This window comes from Actinoplanes sp. NPDC089786, assembly GCF_040684855.1.
Taxonomy (GTDB): Bacteria; Actinomycetota; Actinomycetes; order Mycobacteriales; family Micromonosporaceae; genus Actinoplanes.
In genome coordinates, this window is the sequence record NZ_JBFBGU010000018.1 from 157,232 (window position 1) to 175,069 (window position 17,838).

Annotated in this window: 23 protein-coding genes; 11 read left to right on the top strand and 12 right to left on the bottom strand. The window is 70.6% G+C overall.

The features are described from left to right. Nucleotides 1–47: 47 nt before the first annotated feature. A complete protein-coding gene (locus AB0O15_RS35805) occupies nt 48–260 on the bottom strand; it encodes a sulfurtransferase TusA family protein (RefSeq protein ID WP_364328264.1) in 213 nt (70 codons plus the stop codon). Continuing rightward, on the bottom strand, nt 257–1,405 hold the full coding sequence (locus AB0O15_RS35810) for an aminotransferase class V-fold PLP-dependent enzyme (RefSeq protein ID WP_364328267.1): 1,149 nt from the start codon (nt 1,403–1,405) through the stop codon (nt 257–259). The genes AB0O15_RS35805 and AB0O15_RS35810 overlap by 4 nt, the downstream gene beginning before the upstream one ends. A 173-nt stretch (nt 1,406–1,578) precedes the next feature. Between AB0O15_RS35810 and coxB the strand changes: the two genes are divergently transcribed. Both coxB and AB0O15_RS35820 read left to right on the top strand, forming a co-directional pair. Next, nucleotides 1,579–2,526 (top strand): cytochrome c oxidase subunit II, encoded by a 948-nt coding sequence (gene coxB / locus AB0O15_RS35815; RefSeq protein WP_364328269.1) that lies wholly within the window; start codon nt 1,579–1,581, stop codon nt 2,524–2,526. Nucleotides 2,527–2,535: 9 nt separating this feature from the next. After that, a complete protein-coding gene (locus AB0O15_RS35820; RefSeq protein WP_364328271.1) occupies nt 2,536–2,961 on the top strand; it encodes a cytochrome c oxidase subunit 4 in 426 nt (141 codons plus the stop codon). Between the two features lie 56 nt (nt 2,962–3,017). On the opposite strand, the gene AB0O15_RS35825 is transcribed toward AB0O15_RS35820, so the two are convergent. The 4 genes from AB0O15_RS35825 to AB0O15_RS35840 form a co-directional block, all read right to left on the bottom strand. After that, nucleotides 3,018–3,215, bottom strand: a complete 198-nt coding sequence (locus AB0O15_RS35825) for a hypothetical protein (RefSeq protein WP_364328274.1) — start codon at nt 3,213–3,215, stop codon at nt 3,018–3,020. A 103-nt stretch (nt 3,216–3,318) separates the two neighbouring features. Further along, nucleotides 3,319–4,380 (bottom strand): anthranilate phosphoribosyltransferase, encoded by a 1,062-nt coding sequence (trpD, locus tag AB0O15_RS35830; protein ID WP_364328277.1) that lies wholly within the window; start codon nt 4,378–4,380, stop codon nt 3,319–3,321. A 6-nt stretch (nt 4,381–4,386) separates the two neighbouring features. Continuing rightward, the gene (locus AB0O15_RS35835) at nt 4,387–4,812 is read right to left on the bottom strand and encodes a hypothetical protein (RefSeq protein ID WP_364328279.1); all 426 of its coding nucleotides are present in this window, start codon (nt 4,810–4,812) and stop codon (nt 4,387–4,389) included. A gap of 51 nt (nt 4,813–4,863) precedes the next feature. Next, nucleotides 4,864–5,787, bottom strand: a complete 924-nt coding sequence (locus tag AB0O15_RS35840) for a cytochrome c oxidase assembly protein (RefSeq protein ID WP_364328410.1) — start codon at nt 5,785–5,787, stop codon at nt 4,864–4,866. A gap of 124 nt (nt 5,788–5,911) precedes the next feature. Between AB0O15_RS35840 and AB0O15_RS35845 the strand changes: the two genes are divergently transcribed. From AB0O15_RS35845 to AB0O15_RS35860, 4 genes are read left to right on the top strand one after another with little or no spacing between them, the layout of a single operon-like run. Beyond that, on the top strand, nt 5,912–6,514 hold the full coding sequence (locus AB0O15_RS35845) for a heme-copper oxidase subunit III (RefSeq protein WP_364328281.1): 603 nt from the start codon (nt 5,912–5,914) through the stop codon (nt 6,512–6,514). A 58-nt stretch (nt 6,515–6,572) separates the two neighbouring features. After that, nucleotides 6,573–7,421, top strand: a complete 849-nt coding sequence (locus AB0O15_RS35850) for a cytochrome c (protein ID WP_364328284.1) — start codon at nt 6,573–6,575, stop codon at nt 7,419–7,421. Further along, entirely contained in the window at nt 7,418–8,521 is a 1,104-nt protein-coding gene (locus AB0O15_RS35855; RefSeq protein ID WP_364328287.1) for a Rieske 2Fe-2S domain-containing protein, read from the top strand. Before AB0O15_RS35850 ends, AB0O15_RS35855 begins: the two co-directional genes overlap by 4 nt. Beyond that, nucleotides 8,518–10,137 carry a ubiquinol-cytochrome c reductase cytochrome b subunit gene (locus tag AB0O15_RS35860; protein ID WP_364328290.1) on the top strand — a complete coding sequence of 540 codons (1,620 nt, stop codon included), beginning with the start codon at nt 8,518–8,520 and terminating at the stop codon, nt 10,135–10,137. Before AB0O15_RS35855 ends, AB0O15_RS35860 begins: the two co-directional genes overlap by 4 nt. A 61-nt stretch (nt 10,138–10,198) precedes the next feature. Here AB0O15_RS35860 and AB0O15_RS35865 read toward each other — a convergent pair whose 3' ends face one another. Further along, on the bottom strand, nt 10,199–10,486 hold the full coding sequence (locus AB0O15_RS35865) for an Lrp/AsnC ligand binding domain-containing protein (protein ID WP_285680688.1): 288 nt from the start codon (nt 10,484–10,486) through the stop codon (nt 10,199–10,201). A 291-nt stretch (nt 10,487–10,777) separates the two neighbouring features. Here AB0O15_RS35865 and AB0O15_RS35870 point away from each other — a divergent pair, with 291 nt between their 5' ends. Then, nucleotides 10,778–11,284 carry a hypothetical protein gene (locus AB0O15_RS35870; RefSeq protein WP_364328293.1) on the top strand — a complete coding sequence of 169 codons (507 nt, stop codon included), beginning with the start codon at nt 10,778–10,780 and terminating at the stop codon, nt 11,282–11,284. A gap of 192 nt (nt 11,285–11,476) precedes the next feature. Here the strand turns inward: AB0O15_RS35870 and AB0O15_RS35875 are convergent, their stop codons facing one another. Then, on the bottom strand, nt 11,477–11,860 hold the full coding sequence (locus tag AB0O15_RS35875; protein ID WP_364328296.1) for a VOC family protein: 384 nt from the start codon (nt 11,858–11,860) through the stop codon (nt 11,477–11,479). A gap of 26 nt (nt 11,861–11,886) precedes the next feature. Between AB0O15_RS35875 and AB0O15_RS35880 the strand changes: the two genes are divergently transcribed. The 3 genes from AB0O15_RS35880 to AB0O15_RS35890 are packed head-to-tail and all read left to right on the top strand — an operon-like array spanning nt 11,887 to nt 13,695. Next, nucleotides 11,887–12,339: a pyridoxamine 5'-phosphate oxidase family protein gene (locus AB0O15_RS35880; RefSeq protein ID WP_364328299.1), complete on the top strand. Its 453-nt coding sequence runs from the start codon at nt 11,887–11,889 to the stop codon at nt 12,337–12,339. 52 nt (nt 12,340–12,391) lie between these two features. Next, nucleotides 12,392–12,880 carry a GyrI-like domain-containing protein gene (locus AB0O15_RS35885; protein WP_364328302.1) on the top strand — a complete coding sequence of 163 codons (489 nt, stop codon included), beginning with the start codon at nt 12,392–12,394 and terminating at the stop codon, nt 12,878–12,880. Further along, the gene (locus tag AB0O15_RS35890; protein WP_364328305.1) at nt 12,880–13,695 is read left to right on the top strand and encodes a MerR family transcriptional regulator; all 816 of its coding nucleotides are present in this window, start codon (nt 12,880–12,882) and stop codon (nt 13,693–13,695) included. The genes AB0O15_RS35885 and AB0O15_RS35890 overlap by 1 nt, the downstream gene beginning before the upstream one ends. Here AB0O15_RS35890 and AB0O15_RS35895 read toward each other — a convergent pair. Further along, nucleotides 13,681–14,727, bottom strand: a complete 1,047-nt coding sequence (locus AB0O15_RS35895) for a hypothetical protein (RefSeq protein ID WP_364328307.1) — start codon at nt 14,725–14,727, stop codon at nt 13,681–13,683. The two genes, AB0O15_RS35890 and AB0O15_RS35895, sit on opposite strands and share 15 nt — an antisense overlap. Continuing rightward, nucleotides 14,724–15,821: an epoxide hydrolase family protein gene (locus AB0O15_RS35900; RefSeq protein WP_364328310.1), complete on the bottom strand. Its 1,098-nt coding sequence runs from the start codon at nt 15,819–15,821 to the stop codon at nt 14,724–14,726. The genes AB0O15_RS35895 and AB0O15_RS35900 overlap by 4 nt, the downstream gene beginning before the upstream one ends. An 84-nt stretch (nt 15,822–15,905) precedes the next feature. Here AB0O15_RS35900 and AB0O15_RS35905 point away from each other — a divergent pair, with 84 nt between their 5' ends. Further along, nucleotides 15,906–16,334 carry a MarR family transcriptional regulator gene (locus AB0O15_RS35905; protein ID WP_364328313.1) on the top strand — a complete coding sequence of 143 codons (429 nt, stop codon included), beginning with the start codon at nt 15,906–15,908 and terminating at the stop codon, nt 16,332–16,334. A gap of 76 nt (nt 16,335–16,410) precedes the next feature. On the opposite strand, the gene AB0O15_RS35910 is transcribed toward AB0O15_RS35905, so the two are convergent. Both AB0O15_RS35910 and AB0O15_RS35915 read right to left on the bottom strand, forming a co-directional pair. Next, nucleotides 16,411–16,953 (bottom strand): TetR-like C-terminal domain-containing protein, encoded by a 543-nt coding sequence (locus tag AB0O15_RS35910; protein WP_364328316.1) that lies wholly within the window; start codon nt 16,951–16,953, stop codon nt 16,411–16,413. Continuing rightward, nucleotides 16,946–17,785: an alpha/beta hydrolase gene (locus AB0O15_RS35915; RefSeq protein ID WP_364328319.1), complete on the bottom strand. Its 840-nt coding sequence runs from the start codon at nt 17,783–17,785 to the stop codon at nt 16,946–16,948. Before AB0O15_RS35915 ends, AB0O15_RS35910 begins: the two co-directional genes overlap by 8 nt. Nucleotides 17,786–17,838 lie beyond the last annotated feature (53 nt).

A 17,838-nucleotide genomic window follows, 5' to 3' on the forward strand; every position in this document is an offset into this window, starting at 1 on the left:
CTTTCGCTGCCGGGGCGTGGCCTCGCGAGGCGAATGTGGACGTGGGTCTAAGTGATCTTTCGCACGTCGAAGGCCGCCGGGCCGGAGGCTCCGAGGAACTCCTGACCCTTGAGCCTGCACCACGCCGGGATGTCGTTGGCGGCGGCCGGGTCGTCGGCGAGCACCCGGACCTCCGTACCGATCTCGGCGTTCTTCAAGAACCGCGCCAGCTCGATCACCGGAATGGGGCAGCGGCGGCCCCGGCAGTCGATCTCGGTCACATCCCCGCCTCCGCCCGGATGCCGGCCACCAGCCCCGGCAGCACCGCCAGGAAGCGTTCCACCTCGTCGGCGGTCGTGCCGCGGTGCAGCGACACCCGCACGTTGCCGTGGCTGAGCACGCCCATCGCCTCCAGCACGTGGCTCGGCTGGAGCGTGGACGCCGTACACGAGGAACCCGAGGAGACCGCGAACCCGGCGCGGTCCAGCGCGTGCAACAGCACCTCGCCGTCCACGTACAGGCAGGAGAACGTCACCAGGTGGGGCAGCCGGTTGTCCGGGTCGCCGACCACCTCGACGTCCGGCACGGTCCGGGCGACCTCGGTCCGGATCCGCTCGACCAGCGCGGACAGCCGCTTCGCCTCGGTGTCCGCCTCGTCCAGCACGGCCCGCAGCGAGGCCGCGGCCGCGACGATGGCCGGCACGTCGGCCGCGCCCGGCGACCGGGGACGATAAAGATCATCACCGGGGTACGGCGACCGCCAGCGAACGCCCTTGCGCACCACCAGCAGTCCTACCCCGGGCGGGCCGCCCCACTTGTGCGCGCTGGCGGCCAGCATCGACCAGCCCTCCGGCACCGGCGCCCGGCCGAGCGTCTGAGCCGCGTCGACCAGCAGCGGAACCCCGGCCTCGGCGCAGTACGCGGCGGCCACCTCGATCGGCTGCACGGTGCCGACCTCGTGGCTGGCGCTGATCAGGCTGGCCAGCGCGACCCCGGGCGCGGACACCGCCTGGTCCCACGCCTCCAGGTCGAGCCGCCCGAGCAGATCGACACCGACCGAGGCGGAGTCGCCGTGCGCGGCGGCGATGTGCAGCACCGCGGAGTGTTCGATCGCGGAGTGGACCAGGGTCGAGCCCGCCCGCTGCCGCCCGGCCAGGCCGCCCAGGACGCCGGCGTGCAGGGCGGCCGTGCCGGACGGCCAGAAGGACAGCTCGTCCGGGCGTACCTCGAGACTCTCAGCCGCCGCGGCCTGCGCCGCCTCCAGCAGCCGGCGGGCCCGCCGCCCGCTCGCGTAGAGCCGTTCCGGGTCGGCCCACCCGTCCTCCAGGGCGGCGTGCCAGGCCTCCCGCGCGACGGGATGCAGGGGGGTAGCGGTCGCGGCGTCGAAGTACGACGCCGCACCGACCGGATCGGCGCTGTTTTCCACCTGGGAAACGGTATCGTCCGGTTGTTGAGAGCAGGCGTCCGCCACGTGTCCGGGGGCGCGAAGATCGGACCCCGCAACGGGTCGGTAGGGCCAGGTCGAGTAGTCTGCGACCGTCGGTAACGCCTGGGCGTCGGTGTCCGGTTCAGCAACGGGGACGACGCTGATTGGGAGGCATGGAGCACGTGGGCGTAAAGAGTAGGACCGCTCGGCCACGGGCCACCCGGATCGTCGGGCTCGGCGCTGTTGCGGCGGGGCTGCTGGCGCTGTTGTCCGGCTGCTCGCTGGTCGACTTCGGCGAGCGCTTCGGCCACTTCGGCTGGCCGGGACCGGGTGTCAGCCTGCAGGCCCACAAGATGTACGACCTCTGGATCGGCTCGGTCATCGCCGCGCTGGTCGTCGGCTTCTTCGTGTGGGGCCTGATCTTCTGGTGCATCATCCGGTACCGCAAGCGCGGCGACGAGCTGCCCGTGCAGACCCGGTTCAACATGCCGATGGAGATCCTCTACACGGTCACGCCGGTGCTGATCGTGGCGGTGCTCTTCTACTACACCGCGATCGTGCAGACCGACGTCGACAAGCTCTCGCGCAATCCCGACCAGGTCGTCGAGGTCGTCGCGTTCAAGTGGAACTGGCAGTTCAACTACCGCGACGGCGTGGGCAAGGACGCCGGCACGGTGGCCTCCACGCTGGGGTCGGACGACCAGATCCCGCTGCTGGTGCTGCCCACCGGCAAGAAGATCCGGTTCGAGGAGACCAGCCCCGACGTCATCCACTCGTTCTGGGTGCCCGAGCTGCTCTTCAAGCGCGACGTGTTCCCGGGCAACGTGCGCAACCAGTTCGAGGTCACCCTCGACAAGGAGGGCCGCTACGTCGGCCACTGCGCCGAGCTGTGCGGCACCTACCACGCGTTCATGAACTTCGAGATGGTCGTGGTCTCGCCCACCCGGTTCGACCAGTTCCTGGCGGCCAAGAAGGGCGGCGCGGACACCGCTTCGGCGATGGAGGCGATCGGCTTCACCGGCGCCGACCGGTACGCGACGACCACTCAGCCGTTCGACACCCGCCGGCACGGCCAGAGCTGGAACCAGTCCGGCCAGACGCAGATCACCGCGGGAAAGTAAGGGCCTGAGTTGAAGACCGAATACAAGATCTTCGCCGGCGTCGCCGCCTTCCTGTGGGCCGCGGCGACCGTCTACGGCACGTGGACCAACGGGGCCAGCGGCGGGGTCGAGTGGATCGGCACGGTCGCGCTGATCCTCTCCGGCCTGCTCTGCGCGATGTGCGGCGGCTTCTTCTGGTTCGTCTCCCGCCGCATCGACCTGCGTCCGGAAGACCGGGAAGACGGCGAGATCGCCGAGGGCGCCGGCGAGATCGGCTTCTTCAGCCCGGGCAGCTACTGGCCGTTCGGTGTGGCGCTGTCCGCCTCGATCGCCGGCCTCGGCCTGGTGTTCTGGATGTGGTGGCTGATCGCCCTGGGCCTGATTCTGGTGATCGTCACCGCGTCCGCGATGATCTTCGAGTACTACACCGGCACCCGGCACCCGGCCGAACACTGATCTGCTGACGTTTCAAGGCCCGCGCTTCTTCTCGAAGCGCGGGCCTTGCTCGTTGATCAGGCGGCTCGGCGTTGCTGCGGGGCGACGCCGTGGAAGCGGCGGACCCGCAAGGACAGCGGGAAGAGCATCTCGGCGGCGCCACAACGCGTGCACAGCAGTTCGGGACAGTCGTCCTCATGCCCGTCGGGGCAGGGCGGCACCTCGAACATCATGTCGCGGTCACAGATGACGCAGCGCAGTTCACGGTCTCCCACGGGTGGCTCCTCTCCTCGTCGGAAGGTGGAATTCCCCGGTTGTGCTGTCGACGCTGCCACGAACCGCAGGTGAAGCGTGGTATGTGGCGCGGCGTGTCGCGTCTCAGCCTTCCTCGGCCTTCGCGGCCTGGGCCACGGTCACCCAGCGGTCGAGCAGGGCGGTGGCCGCTCCCGCGTCGACGGTCTCGGCCGCGCGGACCAGCCCCGACCGCAGCGTCTCGCGGAAGTCGCCCGGCAGGCCGGCGTGCGCGGCCAGCGCGGCCGACGCGTTGAGCAGCACCGCGTCGCGGATCGGGCCCGGCTCACCGGCGAACATGCGGCGGGCCGCGTCGGCGTTGAACGGCGCGTCACCGCCCCGCAGGTCGCCTTCCCGGCTCCGGGGCAGGCCCAGCTCGGTCGAGTCGACCAGGGCCTCTTCGACCTTGCCGTCGCGGGCCAGCCAGACCCGGGTCGGCGCGGCGGTGGTGAACTCGTCCAGGCCGTCCTCGCCGCGGAGCACGACCGCGGTGTCGCCCCGCCGCGCGAACACCTCGGCCATCACCGGGGCCATCCGCAGGTCGAAGCAGCCGACCGCGGCCGAGCGCGGGCGGGCCGGGTTGGTCAGCGGGCCGAGCATGTTGAAGAACGTGGGAACGCCCAGCTCGCGGCGGGTGACCGAGGCATGCCGCATGCCCGGGTGGTAGCGGGCCGCGAAGCAGAAGCCGATGCCGGCCTCGGCGACCGTGCGGATCACGCCGCGCGGGCCCAGATCGAGCGGGATGCCGAAGAACTCGAGCAGGTCGGCCGTGCCGCACTTGGACGAGGCGGCCCGGTTGCCGTGCTTGACCACCCGCACGCCGGACGCGGCCACGATGATCGCGGCCATCGTGGAGATGTTCACCGTGTGGGCCCGGTCGCCGCCGGTGCCGACCACGTCGACCGCGTCGGCCCGGACGTCTTCGGGCAGCTCGATCAGCGTGGCGGCGGCCAGCATGGCCTCGACCAGGCCGGCCAGCTCACCGGGCGTCTCGCCCTTGGCCCGCAGGGCCATGGCCAGGCCGGCCATCTGGACCGGGGTGGCGTTGCCGGCCATGATCTCGCCCATCGCCCAGGCGGTGTCGGTGGTGTCGAGGTCGGTGCCGGCGAGCACGCTGCTCAGCAGGTTGGGCCAGGTGCGGTCGGCCATGACCCGTCAGCCCAGCTTGCCCATGGTGCCCAGCGGGATGGCGCCGTTGCGCCGGGCGCGGAGCATGCCGGCCACGGTCTGGCCGGTGGTCACCGGGTCGAGCGGGAAGAGCAGGGTGGCGTCGACCTGCGCGTACGCGGCCAGCCAGCGGTCGGCGGCCCGGGCGATCACCACGCAGGTGGGCGGCGGGTCGGCGTACTCGTCCTTGGTCTGCCGGGCGATCCCGATGCCGCCGGCCGGGTTGGCCTCGCCGTCGAGGATCATCAGATCGATCTCGTACGTGTCGAGCAGGTTGCGGCAATCTTCCCAGGTCGTCGCGTCGGCGAACTCGATCGCCAGATCGGCCGCGGGCCGGGGGCCGATGGCCTGCCGGATCTTGTCGCGCACGGCGACGTCGTCGCTGTAGAGCAGGACGGTGTACTTGTCGCTCATGATTCCCCGCGCTCCCAGGGTCGTAGCTGCCTGCTGATCGTAGCGAACCGGCTATTCCGCCGGGGCCTCCGGGCCGCGCGAGGCCGCCGCCGCCTCCTCGCGGTCGAGCTGGCGGTCGACGCGGCGAGCCTCACGTTCCGACTGCCTGATCCACTGCAGCACCAGGATGCCCAGCATCGTGACACTGACCACCTCGCCGCCGGCCCACAGGATGCCGCCGGCCACCACCTGGTCGTTCTTGGGGTCGGACCAGGCCAGGGCCAGGTTCGGGTACCAGTCGCCGCCGAGCAGCGTGGTGCTCTGCATGATCGTCAGCCCGAGGACCGTGTGGAACGGCACCGACAGCACCATCAGCAGCGCGCGGGCCGGGTAGGGCCAGCGGTTGGGCAGCGGGTCGAGGCCCAGCAGCGGCCAGAAGAACAGGCAACCGGTCACGATGAAGTGCACGTGGACCAGCTCGTGCAGCCAGGCGTGTTCCAGGGTGGCCCGGTAGAGGCCGGTGAAGTAGAGGACGAACGGGTTGGCCACGAACAGGCCGAACGCGACCAGCGGGAAGGTGATCACGCTCACCGGGCGGCTGTGCAGCAGGCTGACCAGCTTCTTTCGCGGGCGTGCTCCGGCCGTACGCATGAAAAGCGTCACCGGAGCGCCCAGCGCCAGGAAGATCGGCCCCACCATGGACAGCACCATGTGCTGGATCATGTGCACCGACAGCAGCGTGGTGTCGTACGCCTCGACCCCGGTGACCGTGACCGCGGCGATCGAGCCCAGCCCGCCCACCAGGAAGGCGATGGTGCGACCGGCCGGCCAGGCGTCCCCGCGCCGGCGCAGCCGCCGGACGCCGTAGAGATACACGGCCGCCGCCACCACCATGAACAGGGCGATCAGGCTGGTCAGGTGGATCTGCGTGAAGATCGCGCCGACGGTGAACGGGGGCGGCGCAGTATTCCCCGCGTCGGCGAGGAGAGCAGGCATTTCGGCGAGATGCACCGTTCGAGGCTAGGCCTCCCGTCGTGGTGATCGTTATACCGGGGCGCGACACACGCCGGATTAGGCCCCCCGCGACATGTTGTCCTGATCGCGGGGCAATAATGAGCCCGTGACTGCGGCTTCAGCCATCGACAAGAGCAGGATTCACTCGCTGACCCGACCCAACATGGTCAGCGTGGGGACCATCGTGTGGCTCTCCAGCGAGCTCATGTTCTTCGCGGCGCTGTTCGCGATGTACTTCTCCATCCGGGCGGCGGCGCCGCAGCTGTGGGAGGAGCACACCGAGGCGCTGAACATCCCGTACGCGACCACGTTCACCGTGATCCTGGTGCTGTCCTCGGTGACCTGCCAGCTCGGTGTGTTCGCGGCCGAGAAGGGCGATGTGTTCGGGCTGCGACGCTGGTTCACGGTCACCTTCGTGATGGGCCTGATCTTCGTGCTCGGCCAGGCGAACGAGTACCGCAACCTGGTCACGCACGAGGGCATCACGCTCCAGGCCGACGGCTACGGCTCGATGTTCTACCTGACCACCGGCTTCCACGGTCTGCACGTGACCGGCGGTCTGATCGCCTTCATCGTCTACATGATCAGGACGACCATGGGCCGGTTCACGCCGGCCCAGGCGACCTCGGCGATCGTGGTCTCCTACTACTGGCACTTCGTGGACGTCGTGTGGATCGCGCTGTTCGCGATGATCTATTGGCTGCAGTGACCATGGACCCTCGCCCGCCCGTCCGTGAGCAAGGTTCGACACAAGAGGACGACCGCAGATGACTTCTGACCCCCACGGCGGCCCTCGCTTCCGGGTCTTCGCCCGGAAGCGCAGCGCACCCAGCCGTGCGCGCCGCCGCCTCGGCGCCGCGGTCCGGATGATCGCCGCCCTGGCCCTGGCCGGCGGCGTCTACACCGCGTTCACGCCGAACGCGGCGGCGGAGGACGACCGCACGCTGACCGCCTCGGCGCAAGAGGGCAAGGCGCTGTTCGACAACAGCTGCATCACCTGCCACGGGCGCGACGCGCAGGGCGTCACCGACCGCGGCCCGAGCCTGATCGGCGTCGGCTCGGCCGCCGTCGAGTTCCAGGTCGGCACCGGCCGCATGCCGATGACCCGGCAGGAGGCCCAGGCCGAGGAGAAGGCGCCGCAGTTCGACGAGGCGCAGACCAAGCAGATCGGTCAGTACATCCAGGAGATCGGCGGCGGCCCCCAGCTGCCGTCCGGCGAGCTGGTCGAGAACCTGGAGAACAAGCCCGACGCGCTGTCCGCCGGTGGCGCGCTGTTCCGGGTCAACTGCTCCTCCTGCCACGGCTTCGGCGGTGGCGGCGGCGCCCTGTCCTCCGGCAAGTACGCGCCTAGCCTGCACGACGCGACGCCCGAGGAGATCTACGCGGCGATGCTCACCGGCCCGCAGAACATGCCGGTGTTCGGTGACAACGAGCTCTCGCCCGACGAGAAGCGCGACATCATCACGTACGTCAATCTGCAGCTCCAGCAGGACAAGGACCCGGGCGGCGTGTTCAACCTGGGGCGCTATGGTCCAGTGACCGAGGGCCTGGCGATCTTCGTCATCGGCATCACCATTCTCGTCTTCGTGGCCCTCTGGATTGCGGGGAAGTCATGACGGTTGTGCACGACGGTACGCACGACTCCGGCACCGAGCCGGTCGACGTGCAGGACCCCCGGCTGTCGCGCTTCGAGATCATCAAGGAGGGCGCTCGCCGGGACGACATCGAGATCGTCACGTACGAGTCGCAGTTCCAGGGCGCCAACTCCAAGGCCGAGAAGCGGGTGGTGCGCAACATCGCGCTGCTGTTCCTGCTCTCCGGCGCCGGCGCGCTGGTCTTCCTGGTGGCATACATCTGGTGGCCGTGGGAGTACGAGCTGGGCCACCAGATCAACGACTACTACACCGCGGTGCTCGGCATCTCGCTGGGCATCTCGCTGCTGTCCCTCGGCTTCGCGATCCTCTCCTGGGCCAAGAAGCTGCTGCCGCACGAGGTCTCGATCCAGGACCGGCACGACCAGCCGTCCAGCGACGACGACCGGCTGATCACCGGCCAGACCATGGCCTACATGGTCGACGAGCTCGGCGTGCAGCGCCGGCCGCTGCTCAAGGGCGCGATCGGGCTCGGCCTGGCGCCGCTCGGCCTGGTCGCCGCGGCGCCGCTGATCGGCGGGCTGATCGAGAATCCACACAAGGACGACGAGCCGATCATGTTCCACACCGGCTTCGACCCGGTGGCGAACGAGGGCAAGCTGGTCCGGCTCACCCGGCCCAACGGCACCCCGATCCGGCCCTCCGACGTCAGCGTGGGCGGCCAGCTCACCGTCTTCCCGGGCATCCCGGGTGGCGCGACGAACGAGTACGCCGACTCGCCGACGCTGCTCATCCACCTGCGCGACCAGGACGCCGAGGCGACCCGCCAGGCGACCGAGAACGACGCGCGCAACAAGGGCGTGATGTGGGGTAACTACGTCGCGTACTCCAAGATCTGCACCCATGCCGGCTGCCCCGCCAGCCTGTACGAGCAGCAGACCAACCGGTTGCTCTGTCCCTGCCACCAATCGCAGTTCCTGATCACCGACAACGCCCGGCCGATCTTCGGCCCGGCCAGTCGCAGGCTGCCCGCGCTGCCGATTTCGGTGGACGCGGAGGGCTTCTTTGTGGCAAGTTCGGACTACCGGGAGACTGTTGGACCCGACTTCTGGGAGCGGCCATGAAGCGCCGGAAATTCGATGTGACCCAGGTCCCGGCCAATGTCGGCAAGGGTCTCGACGACCGCTACAAGGCGGCCACGCCGCTGCGCGGGCTGCTCAACAAGGTCTTCCCTGACCACTGGTCGTTCCTGCTGGGCGAGATCGCCCTGTTCTCGTTCATCATCCTGCTGCTCACCGGCGTCTTCCTGACCCTCTTCTTCGACCCGTCGATGAAGGAAGTGGCCTACAACGGCGCCTACCCGGGCCTGCGCAACGTCGAGATGTCGGCGGCGTACGAATCGTCGCTGAACCTGTCCTTCGAGGTGCGCGGCGGCCTGTTCATGCGGCAGATGCACCACTGGGCGGCGCTGCTGTTCATGGCGTCCATCGTCGTGCACATGGCGCGCATCTTCTTCACCGGCGCGTTCCGGAAGCCGCGCGAGGCCAACTGGGCGATCGGCATGGCCCTGTTCCTGCTGGGCTTCCTGGCCGGCTTCACCGGCTACTCGCTCCCCGACGACGGCCTCTCCGGCACCGGCCTCCGCATCGCCTCGGCGATCATGCTGTCCATCCCGATCGCCGGCACCTGGATCTCGGCGTCGGTCTTCGGCGGCGAGTTCCCCGGCCACCTGATCATCGGCCGCTTCTACATCGCCCACGTGCTGCTCATCCCCGGCGGCCTGCTCGCGCTGATCAGCGTGCACCTGGGCCTGGTCTTCGCCCAGAAGCACACCCAGTGGCCGGGCCCCGGGCGGACCAACCACAACGTGGTCGGCGAGCGCATGTTCCCGCGGTACGCGCTGAAGCAGGGCGGCTTCTTCATGGCCGTCTTCGGGGTGGTCGCCCTGATGGCCGGCCTGTTCCAGATCAACCCGATCTGGCTGTTCGGCCCCTATCGCGCCTCCGAGGTGTCGTCGGCGAGCCAGCCCGACTGGTACGTCATGTTCATGGACGGCCTGGTCCGGCTCATGCCCGCCTGGCAGATCACGCTGCCGATCGGCGACGGCTACAGCATCCCGCCGCTGTTCTGGCCCGCCGTGGTCGGTCTCGGCGCGCTGACCACGGTGCCGATGGCCTACCCGTTCATCGAGGCCCGGCGCCTCAAGGACCACCGGGCACACCACCTGCTCCAGCGCCCCCGTGACGCGCCCGAGCGCACCGGCCTGGGCTTCATGGCCTTCACGTTCTTCTTCGTGGCCACCCTGTCCGGCGGCAACGACGTGATCGCCGACAAGTTCCACATCAGCCTGAACGCGATGACCTGGGGCGGCCGCATCGGCCTGGTGCTTCTGCCGCCACTGGCCTACTTCATCGCCGTCCGGGTCTGCCTGGGCCTCCAGCAACACGACCGCGAGGTGCTCGCCCACGGTGTCGAGACCGGCATCATCAAGCGGGCCCCCGACGGCCGGTTCTACGAGGTCCACCAGCCGCTCGGCCCGGTCGACGGCCATGGCCACCCGGTCCCGCTCGACTACGCCGGGTGGGTCGTCCCGAAGAAGATGAACCGCCTCGGCGCCCTGGCGCCCGCGGTGAAGGGCTTCTTCTTCCCGGTCGAGCAGCCGATCGAGGCGCCGGTGTCCCCGGCCGTCCCGCCGGTCACCGCTCCGGACAAGCGCGAGGAGATCACCTCCGGCCGCTGAGCCACGGCGCAACACGAAGGGCCCGGGAGTTCACCTCCCGGGCCCTTCGCATGCTCGCGGTTCAGTCGGCGTCGGGCAGCCCGATCGCGAAGGCGTCCTCCAGGTCATGCTTGGAATACGCCCGGAACGCCACATAGGTCTCGGTATTCACCACACCCGGCGTCTTGGAGATCCGCCCGGCGATCACCTCGGCGATGTCATCGAAGTGCGGCACCCGCACGATGGCGATCAGGTCGGCGTTGCCGGCCACCGAGTAGACCTCGCTGACCCCGTCCTGAGCGGCCAGGGCCTCAGCCACCTCAGGAATCGAATCGGTGGCACAGTCGATGTGCACGATCGCAGTATTCACAAGAACATCCAATCATCCCGCGGCATCCGATCGTCCCCCTGTCGACCAGACCGCTTCCACCGAGGCGGTTTCTCCTCGGCGCCACCCACATTCAAGATCAGGATCAAGATCGTGATGTCGCATCGGGGTGGGTGGTGCAGACCGCGGCTCCCGCCGAGGGCGGCCACCCGGCTCCTGGCCGCTGGCGCGTCCACAACAGAGCCGCGTGACCTTCATTCTGAGTGAGTGCTCACCCTCGAAGCCCGAAAAATCCAACCCGTGCCGCCGCTCCGGTTGTTAGCGTCTCGGGCCATGGGGCGGCGCTATCGGTATGTCGGGCCGGATGATGTTCGCCGGGCGGCCGGTGGCGGCACGGGCACCGGCATCAGGGGCGTTGCTGATCTCGAGCGGTGGCTGGCCGACGCCGAGCCGGGTGAGCCGGCCACCTTCGTCGTGACCCTGGATGGGGTGCTGAGGCTGGCGCCACGGCGCAGTGAGCATGTCGCCTGCGCGGAGGGCGCGGATGTGCTGGCCGCGGGGGAGATGGGGTTCGACGGCACCGACGTCTCAGCGGTGAGCAACCAGTCGACCGGCTACTGCCCGGATCCCGACTCCTGGCCGGCCGTGGCGGCGTCCCTCGAGCGCGCGGGCATTGCCCATCCCGGCCGTTACACCGACCTGATCACGTTCCGCCGGTGCGAGCATTGCGGCGAGCGCAACATCGTCCGGGACGGCGACTTCACCTGCGCGGTGTGCGGCGGCACCCTGCCCGAGCAGTGGAACTTCGCCGGGGCATCCGGGCTTGGCCCGGCCCGGTAGGTGTGGGCCGCGCGGAGGGCGGTCAGCCGCTGATGGTTCTTCACGTGAGCGTCCGGCCCCCGGTCGACCAGGTCGCCGACCTGCACGACCACGGCGTCCTCGGGGACCTCGGCCAATGGCCGGGCCAACTGCTCGGAGAAGCCGCCCACGTCTCCGACGATCACGACCGTCGCCACGACCACGCCTCCCGGGTCAATCGGTCTGGCACAGGCAGAACGGGTGGCCGGCCGGGTCGAACAGGACCCGGACGTGGTCCTGCGGCTGGAAGTCGGCCACCTTGGCGCCCAGGTCGACCGCGTCGGCGACGGCGGACGCGAGGTCGCCGACCTGGAAGTCGAGGTGGGTCATGGCGCGCTGGGCGCCGGGAGCGGGCGGCCACACCGGAGCCTCGTACCCGTCGGCCTGTTGGAAGACGAGGAACGAGCCGCCGGCCGGTGGGGCGCCGAGCACCGACGTACCGGGCTCCTCGTGCACGATCGGCCAGTCCAGCAGCTCGGCGTAGAACCTGGCCAGCGCGGGCGGGTCGGGCGCCTCGACGGCGACTCCCCACCACATCTCTCCGGAGCGTGATCGCATCCGGCCACGTTACCTATTGTGTGAGGGTGGGAGAGCAACCGAGGACCAGGGCGCAGCGTAAGGCGGACGTGCTGGCCAAGCTGAGCGCGCCGGTGGCCGACGTCTGGGTCGCCACCGCCGCCGACGGCCGGCCCTGTCTGGTGCCGCTGACGGCCGCCTGGCACGACGACCGCATCGTGCTCGCCACCGACACGAGCACGCCGACCGCCCGCAACCTGATCGCCGGGGGCATCGCCCGCCTGGCGCTGGGTGGCACCCGCGACGTGGTGCTGATCGACGCCCGGCTGGAACGCACGGTGCCGAACCAGGAGGCGGGGGCGATCGGCGAGGCGTACGCGGCCCAGAACGACTGGGATCCGCGTACGGCCGGCGACGCGTACGCCTTCCTGATCCTCCGCCCCGAACGCATTCAGGCCTGGCGCGAGCTGAACGAGCTGCCGGGCCGCGCCGTCATGCGTGACGGTGACTGGCTGGCATGATCGCTTGACCCTGACACAAGGGGAGACCCCATCATCGTGGCGGGAGGTAATCATGACCGAGATTCGACTGCGGGATGTGCCGGAACAGCACGTCGTGAGCGAGACCAGAAGCGTCACCCAGGCCGAGCTGCTCGACTGGCTGCCGGGCGCGATGGCCCGGGTGGCGGAACGCGCGCGGGAGGCGGGCGGTCTGCTCGGCACCACGGACTGGCCGTTCCTGGAGCGGCCGGGCCCGGACGAACCACTGCTGATGGCCATCTACGAGGGCAATCCGAACGAGGGGCCGACGCCGGTCGAGGTGTGCGCCACGGTGCCGTCCGGTGGTGACCGGACGATTCCGTCCCACCGTGAGGCGTACGCGCGGGTGACCAAGGCCCTCGTCACGTCGGGTGAGCTGGGCGGCGTGTACGAGGCGGTCGAGAAGTGGATCTCCGACAACGGGCTGGCCGTCGCCCGGGCGCCGCGGGAGACCTACTGGATCGATTTCGGGGCCGCCGCCGGCTCCGACGAGGTGTTCGACGTCGCGTTCCCGGTGAGCTGATGCCGGGCGGGCCCGGGTTGCTGACGATCGGCGAGTTCGCCCGCCGGTCCGGCCTGTCGATCCGGGCTCTCCGGCTGTACGACCGGATCGGTCTGCTGCGCCCGGCCGAGGTGGTGGACGGCACCGGCTATCGGCGGTACGCGAGCCGCCAGCTGTACGCCGGCCGTCTGATCGCGTTGCTGCGCCGCCTCGACATGCCGCTGACCGAGATCACCGAGATCGTCGACGCGCCGGGGCCGCGGGCGGCCGAACGCCTGGCCGGCTACTGGACCGCGGTGGAACGCCGCCTGGCCGCGCAGCGGGAACTCGCCGACCGCCTGGTCCGTAACCTGTCCGCCGAGACCCCGGCGCCGCCCGAGGGCTCGTGGCCGGTGGCCGTCCGCGAGGTCGCCGAGCAGCATGTCGTCACCGAGATGCGCTACGTCACGTCGGCCGAGCTGGTCTGGATCCGCGAGGCCACCGCCCGCCTGACCGCCCTGGCCGACCGGGCCGGGGGAGCGGCCGGCCCGCGGTTCGTGGTGTTCCACGGCCCGGTCGGCGAGGACGACGACGGCCCGGTCGAGGTGTGCCTGCCGGTGCGTCCCGACGCGGCCGGGCGCAGCGAGCCGGCCCACCGGGAGGCGTACATCCCGGTGATCAAGGGCCATTTCGAGGCGCCGCAGATCCTGTCCGTCTACGACTCGGTCCGGCGCTGGGTCCGTGACCGCGGGCATGCCGTCGCCGCCCCGCCGCGCGAGGTGTACCGCTACGACACCGACGTCGACACGGCCGCGCCGAGCGACCTGATCTGCGACGTGGCCCTACCGTTCCGCTGACGCGGACGCCACCGCGGTGAGGGCGTCGGCCGCGTCGACGGGGTAGAGCGCCCACCGCCGAGCGTTGCGGGCCCGGGCCAGGAACGCGGGCACCCGCTTGGGCGTCACCGACTGGAACCACAGGGCGCCGCTCGCACCGTCCTCGAGGAAGCCGTGGTAGGCGTCGGCGGCCGGTGGCTCGTACCCCTCGATCTCGGTCTGGGCCGGCGGTACCGGGAAGACCGTGACCACCGCGCCGGCCGGGATGGCCGCCCGCACCGCGGTCGCGTCACCGCCGGCCGGGATCAGCGCCCACCGCCGCGCCACCACATCCACGGCCTCCAGCACCGCGAGGTCGGCGTTCCGCTCGGCGGCCAGCCGCCCGGCCTTCGCCCAGAACTCGTCGTCCGCCACCGGAAGGTGATCGGTGGCCGCGGCGGCGATCGGCGCGAGAAGCGGGGTGGTCCGGGCGGTCCGTTCCCCGCCGAGCTCGCCGAGCCGGAGCGCCACACCGGACGTCGCGACCTCCCGGCGTACCTGATCGCGGATCTGCCGCACCCCGAGGAACAGCATTCCCAGCGCGGCCAGCCGCAGCACGGTCCGCACCGCGAACCACCCGAACATCGTGGCCAGCTCGTCGGCCGTGGTCCCGGTCGTGGAGATGCCCGGGGTCATGTAGAACCCCGCCCCGAGCAGCAGACCCCACGCGACGACGGCCCAGTGCACGGTCGCGCCGCCGGTGAAGTCACCGATCCGGCGGAGCATCTCCCGGGTCTGGTGCCGCCACCAGAAGTACGCGCCGAGGTAGGCGATCACCAGCAGGACGTAGAGCACGTCGAACGGGCCCGCGTTGTCGATGACGAACACCACCAGCGCCGACACGGTGGTGGTTCCGCCGTTTCGCAGGTAGGCCCACAGCCCCACCTGCGTGGCCAGCAGAATCACTCCGAGCAGGCCGGACGCCGCGATGGCCACCAGCACGCCGACGGTCTGGGTCTCCCAGGAGCGAGGCGGCCGGGCGGCCCGGGACACGGCTTCGGAGGTTGTCGTCACCGCGGCAATCTACTATGGACGCCGGGCGTGGTGAGGAAGAAGGTCCGCACGTCCTCGGCGAGCAACTCCGGCACCTCCATCGCGGCGAAGTGGCCGCCCCGCTCGAACTCCGACCAGTGCCTGATGTCGTAGAGCCGCTCGGCCAGCGGCCGCACCGACTGCGTGATGTCGTGCGGCAGCACCGCCACGCCGACCGGCACGGGGCACGCCGCCGCCCCACGTGGGGTTTCGCGGGTCAGCCGGGCCGAGGACGCCGCGGTGGCGGTCAGCCAGTACAGCGAGACGTCGGTGAGCATCCGATCGTCGCTGATCGGCGAGCGCGGGTCGGTCCACGCCGCGAAGCGCTCGGCGATCCAGGCCAGCTGGCCGACCGGCGAGTCGGTCAGCGCGTACCCGATGGTCTGCGGGGTGGTGGCCTGCAGGACCTGGTAGGCGGGGCGGTTGGCGATCAGCTGCCGGACCTTGTCCAGCCGCGCCTCGTCGGCCTCGGACAGGGCGACGCCGGCGACCGGCCGGGTCGGCAGGTAGTTGACGTGGACCCCGGCGACCTGGCCGGGGGCGACGGCGCCGAGCGAGGTGGAGATCCCCGCGCCGAAATCGCCGCCCTGGGCGCCGTAACGCCGGTAGCCCAGCCGTCGCATCAGCTCAGCCCAGGCCCGGGCGACGCGGACGATGTCCCAGCCGCGCTCGTGGGTCGGCCCGGAGAAACCGAACCCGGGGATGGACGGGATGACCAGGTGGAAGTCGCGCGACAGCGGCTCGATGACGTCGAGGAACTCCAGGAACGAGCCGGGCCAGCCGTGGGTGAGGACGAGCGCGAGCGCGTCGGGGTCGGCCGACCGTACGTGGATGAAGTGGATGTTCTGGCCGTCGATCTCGGTGCTGAAGTGGGGGAGCCGGTTGAGCCGGGCCTCGTGCTCACGCCAGTCGTGGCCGGTTCGCCAGTGGTCGGCCAGCTCCTGGAGCCGCGCCAGCGGGAAGCCGTAGTCCCAGCCCGCGCCGGCGACCTCGTTGGGCCAGCGGGTGCGGGCCAACCGGTCGGCCAGGTCGTCGAGGTCGGCTTGCGGGATGTCGATCCGGAACGGCGTGATCATGGCTTCTCCCCGAGTGAATCATTAGTTGCCCTAACGTTAGACGCACGAACGTTTATCCGGTCAACGTGTGGTTAGGCTGATCACATGGAGAACTGGGAGAGGCTGCCCAGCTGGCTGCTCACGCAACTGGCCGGTCACGCGCATCGGCTGGTGACCGAGGGGTTCTCGTCGGTGAACGCCCGCGGCTACCACTACCGGGTGCTGGCGACGCTGGAGCAGCACGGCCCGGCCAGTCAGGCCGAGCTCGGCCGGCGGAGCGGCATCCACCTCAGTGACATGGTCGCCACGGTCAACGCGCTGGCCGAGGCCGGCCTCGTCGAACGGGCCACCGACCCGGCCGACCGGCGCCGCAACATCGTCTCGCCGACCGCCACCGGCCGGCGGCAGCTCCGGCGACTGGAGAAACGGCTGGCCGAGACCCAGGCCGAGCTCCTGGCGCCGCTGTCCGCCGAGGAGGGCCGGCAGCTGACCGACCTGTTGTCCAAGCTGCTCGACCACCACAAGGAAGGGTGACCACGCACGCCGGTGGAGCGAAGCGACCCTCGGCGGGAGCGACGGTCTGCACCACCCACCCGGCTACGACCTGGTTCTAGGTACGGAGCCCGCGGTCGACGAAGCCGATGATCCACTCGAAGCTCTCGTCGACGTCGGTGTCGAGCTGGAAGCCGCCGGCCACCTCGAGCAACGCGAAGCCGTGGAACAGCGTGCGCAGCAGGCGCATCCGATGGACCGCGCCGCCCGGCTCGAGCCGATAGCCGGCCAGCGCCGCCGCCAGCGAGTCGAACACCCGCGCCCCCGCGGCCGGATCGTCCGGCGGGACCGTCGTGGCCGCATACCGCCCCGGATGTTCGACCACGTAGGCCCGGATCGTGCGCGCGGCGGCGGCCAGCGCCTCCCGGCCCGCGCGGCCCTGGAGCGCGTCGCGCAGAGCGTCGCCCAGCTCGGTCAGGGCCAGCGTGGCGACCCGGCGGGTGATGTCGGCCTGGCCACCGACGTGTTTGTAGAGCGACGGCGCGCGGACGCCGACCCGCTCGGCCACCGAGCCCATCGTCACGTTGGCCAGGCCCACCTCGTCGGCCAGGACGGCGGCGGCCGCGACCACGGCCGCCCGGTCGAGGCCGGCTCTAGGCACGGGCGTACGCCTTGAGGAACGGCAGCAGCAGGGCGACGGTCTCGTCCGGGTACTGGGTGTGCGGGTAGTGGCCGGCGCCCTCGATGATCGCGAGCTGTCCGACGCCGGACGGCAGGGCCGCGACGATCGCCTCGCCCTCGGCGCGCGGGTCGGCCCAGTCGGGGTCGAGCGAACCCTCGACGATCAGGGCCGGGCAGCGAACATTGCCGAGCTGGGCGCCGGCGTCGGTGGCCGGGGTCTGGCCCATCCGCTGGAGGACCTTCATCCGGCCCGGCTCGCCGAGCATGGCCGCGTTGTCGCGCAGCTGGTCGGACCAGTCGGCCGGCTTGCGGCCCGGGTAGGCGACGTCGAAGTAGCGGTGCCACCACTTGACGCTGCCGAGGACGCCGGTCAGCACCAGCCGGAGCATGCCGGCCCGGTAGGTCTTGGCCCGCAGGTCGCCCAGGTTGATCGCCTGCTTGCGGGTGAACGGGGCCAGCTCGACGATGCCTTCGATCAGCTCGGGGGCCTGCGCCGCGGCGATGGTGACGGCGCCGCCGGAGATCGAGTGACCCACCAGCACGGCCGGGCCGCCGAGGTGTCGCACCACCGCGAGCAGGTCGCCGGCGATGTCGGTGCGGGTGTAGGACGGCCACCCGACGCTCGACTCGCCGCAGCCGCGCACGTCGACGTTGGCGACGCGGTAACCGGCGGCGACCAGCTGGGGCACGACGAAGCGGTAGGCGTTGCGGCTGTCACCCATGCCGTGCGCGAGCACGACGAGCGGGCCTTCGCCGCTGACCTCGTACGCGATGGTGCCGCCGTTGACCGGGAGGAACTGGCTACTGTTCATAGCCTAAAGCTAATGCCATTAGCCAACGGTGTCAACCGCCCCAGAGCAAGATC

Excerpts from the sequence above, each read along its gene's own strand:
- coxB (WP_364328269.1), top strand. The coding sequence starts at position 1,579 with ATGGAGCACGTGGGCGTAAAGAGTAGGACCGCTCGGCCACGGGCCACC.
- trpD (WP_364328277.1), bottom strand. The coding sequence starts at position 4,380 with ATGGCCGACCGCACCTGGCCCAACCTGCTGAGCAGCGTGCTCGCCGGC.
- AB0O15_RS35835 (WP_364328279.1), bottom strand. The coding sequence starts at position 4,812 with ATGAGCGACAAGTACACCGTCCTGCTCTACAGCGACGACGTCGCCGTG.
- AB0O15_RS35840 (WP_364328410.1), bottom strand. The coding sequence starts at position 5,787 with ATGCCTGCTCTCCTCGCCGACGCGGGGAATACTGCGCCGCCCCCGTTC.
- AB0O15_RS35850 (WP_364328284.1), top strand. The coding sequence starts at position 6,573 with ATGACTTCTGACCCCCACGGCGGCCCTCGCTTCCGGGTCTTCGCCCGG.
- AB0O15_RS35855 (WP_364328287.1), top strand. The coding sequence starts at position 7,418 with ATGACGGTTGTGCACGACGGTACGCACGACTCCGGCACCGAGCCGGTC.
- AB0O15_RS35860 (WP_364328290.1), top strand. The coding sequence starts at position 8,518 with ATGAAGCGCCGGAAATTCGATGTGACCCAGGTCCCGGCCAATGTCGGC.
- AB0O15_RS35870 (WP_364328293.1), top strand. The coding sequence starts at position 10,778 with ATGGGGCGGCGCTATCGGTATGTCGGGCCGGATGATGTTCGCCGGGCG.
- AB0O15_RS35875 (WP_364328296.1), bottom strand. The coding sequence starts at position 11,860 with ATGCGATCACGCTCCGGAGAGATGTGGTGGGGAGTCGCCGTCGAGGCG.
- AB0O15_RS35885 (WP_364328302.1), top strand. The coding sequence starts at position 12,392 with ATGACCGAGATTCGACTGCGGGATGTGCCGGAACAGCACGTCGTGAGC.
- AB0O15_RS35890 (WP_364328305.1), top strand. The coding sequence starts at position 12,880 with ATGCCGGGCGGGCCCGGGTTGCTGACGATCGGCGAGTTCGCCCGCCGG.
- AB0O15_RS35900 (WP_364328310.1), bottom strand. The coding sequence starts at position 15,821 with ATGATCACGCCGTTCCGGATCGACATCCCGCAAGCCGACCTCGACGAC.
- AB0O15_RS35905 (WP_364328313.1), top strand. The coding sequence starts at position 15,906 with ATGGAGAACTGGGAGAGGCTGCCCAGCTGGCTGCTCACGCAACTGGCC.
- AB0O15_RS35915 (WP_364328319.1), bottom strand. The coding sequence starts at position 17,785 with ATGAACAGTAGCCAGTTCCTCCCGGTCAACGGCGGCACCATCGCGTAC.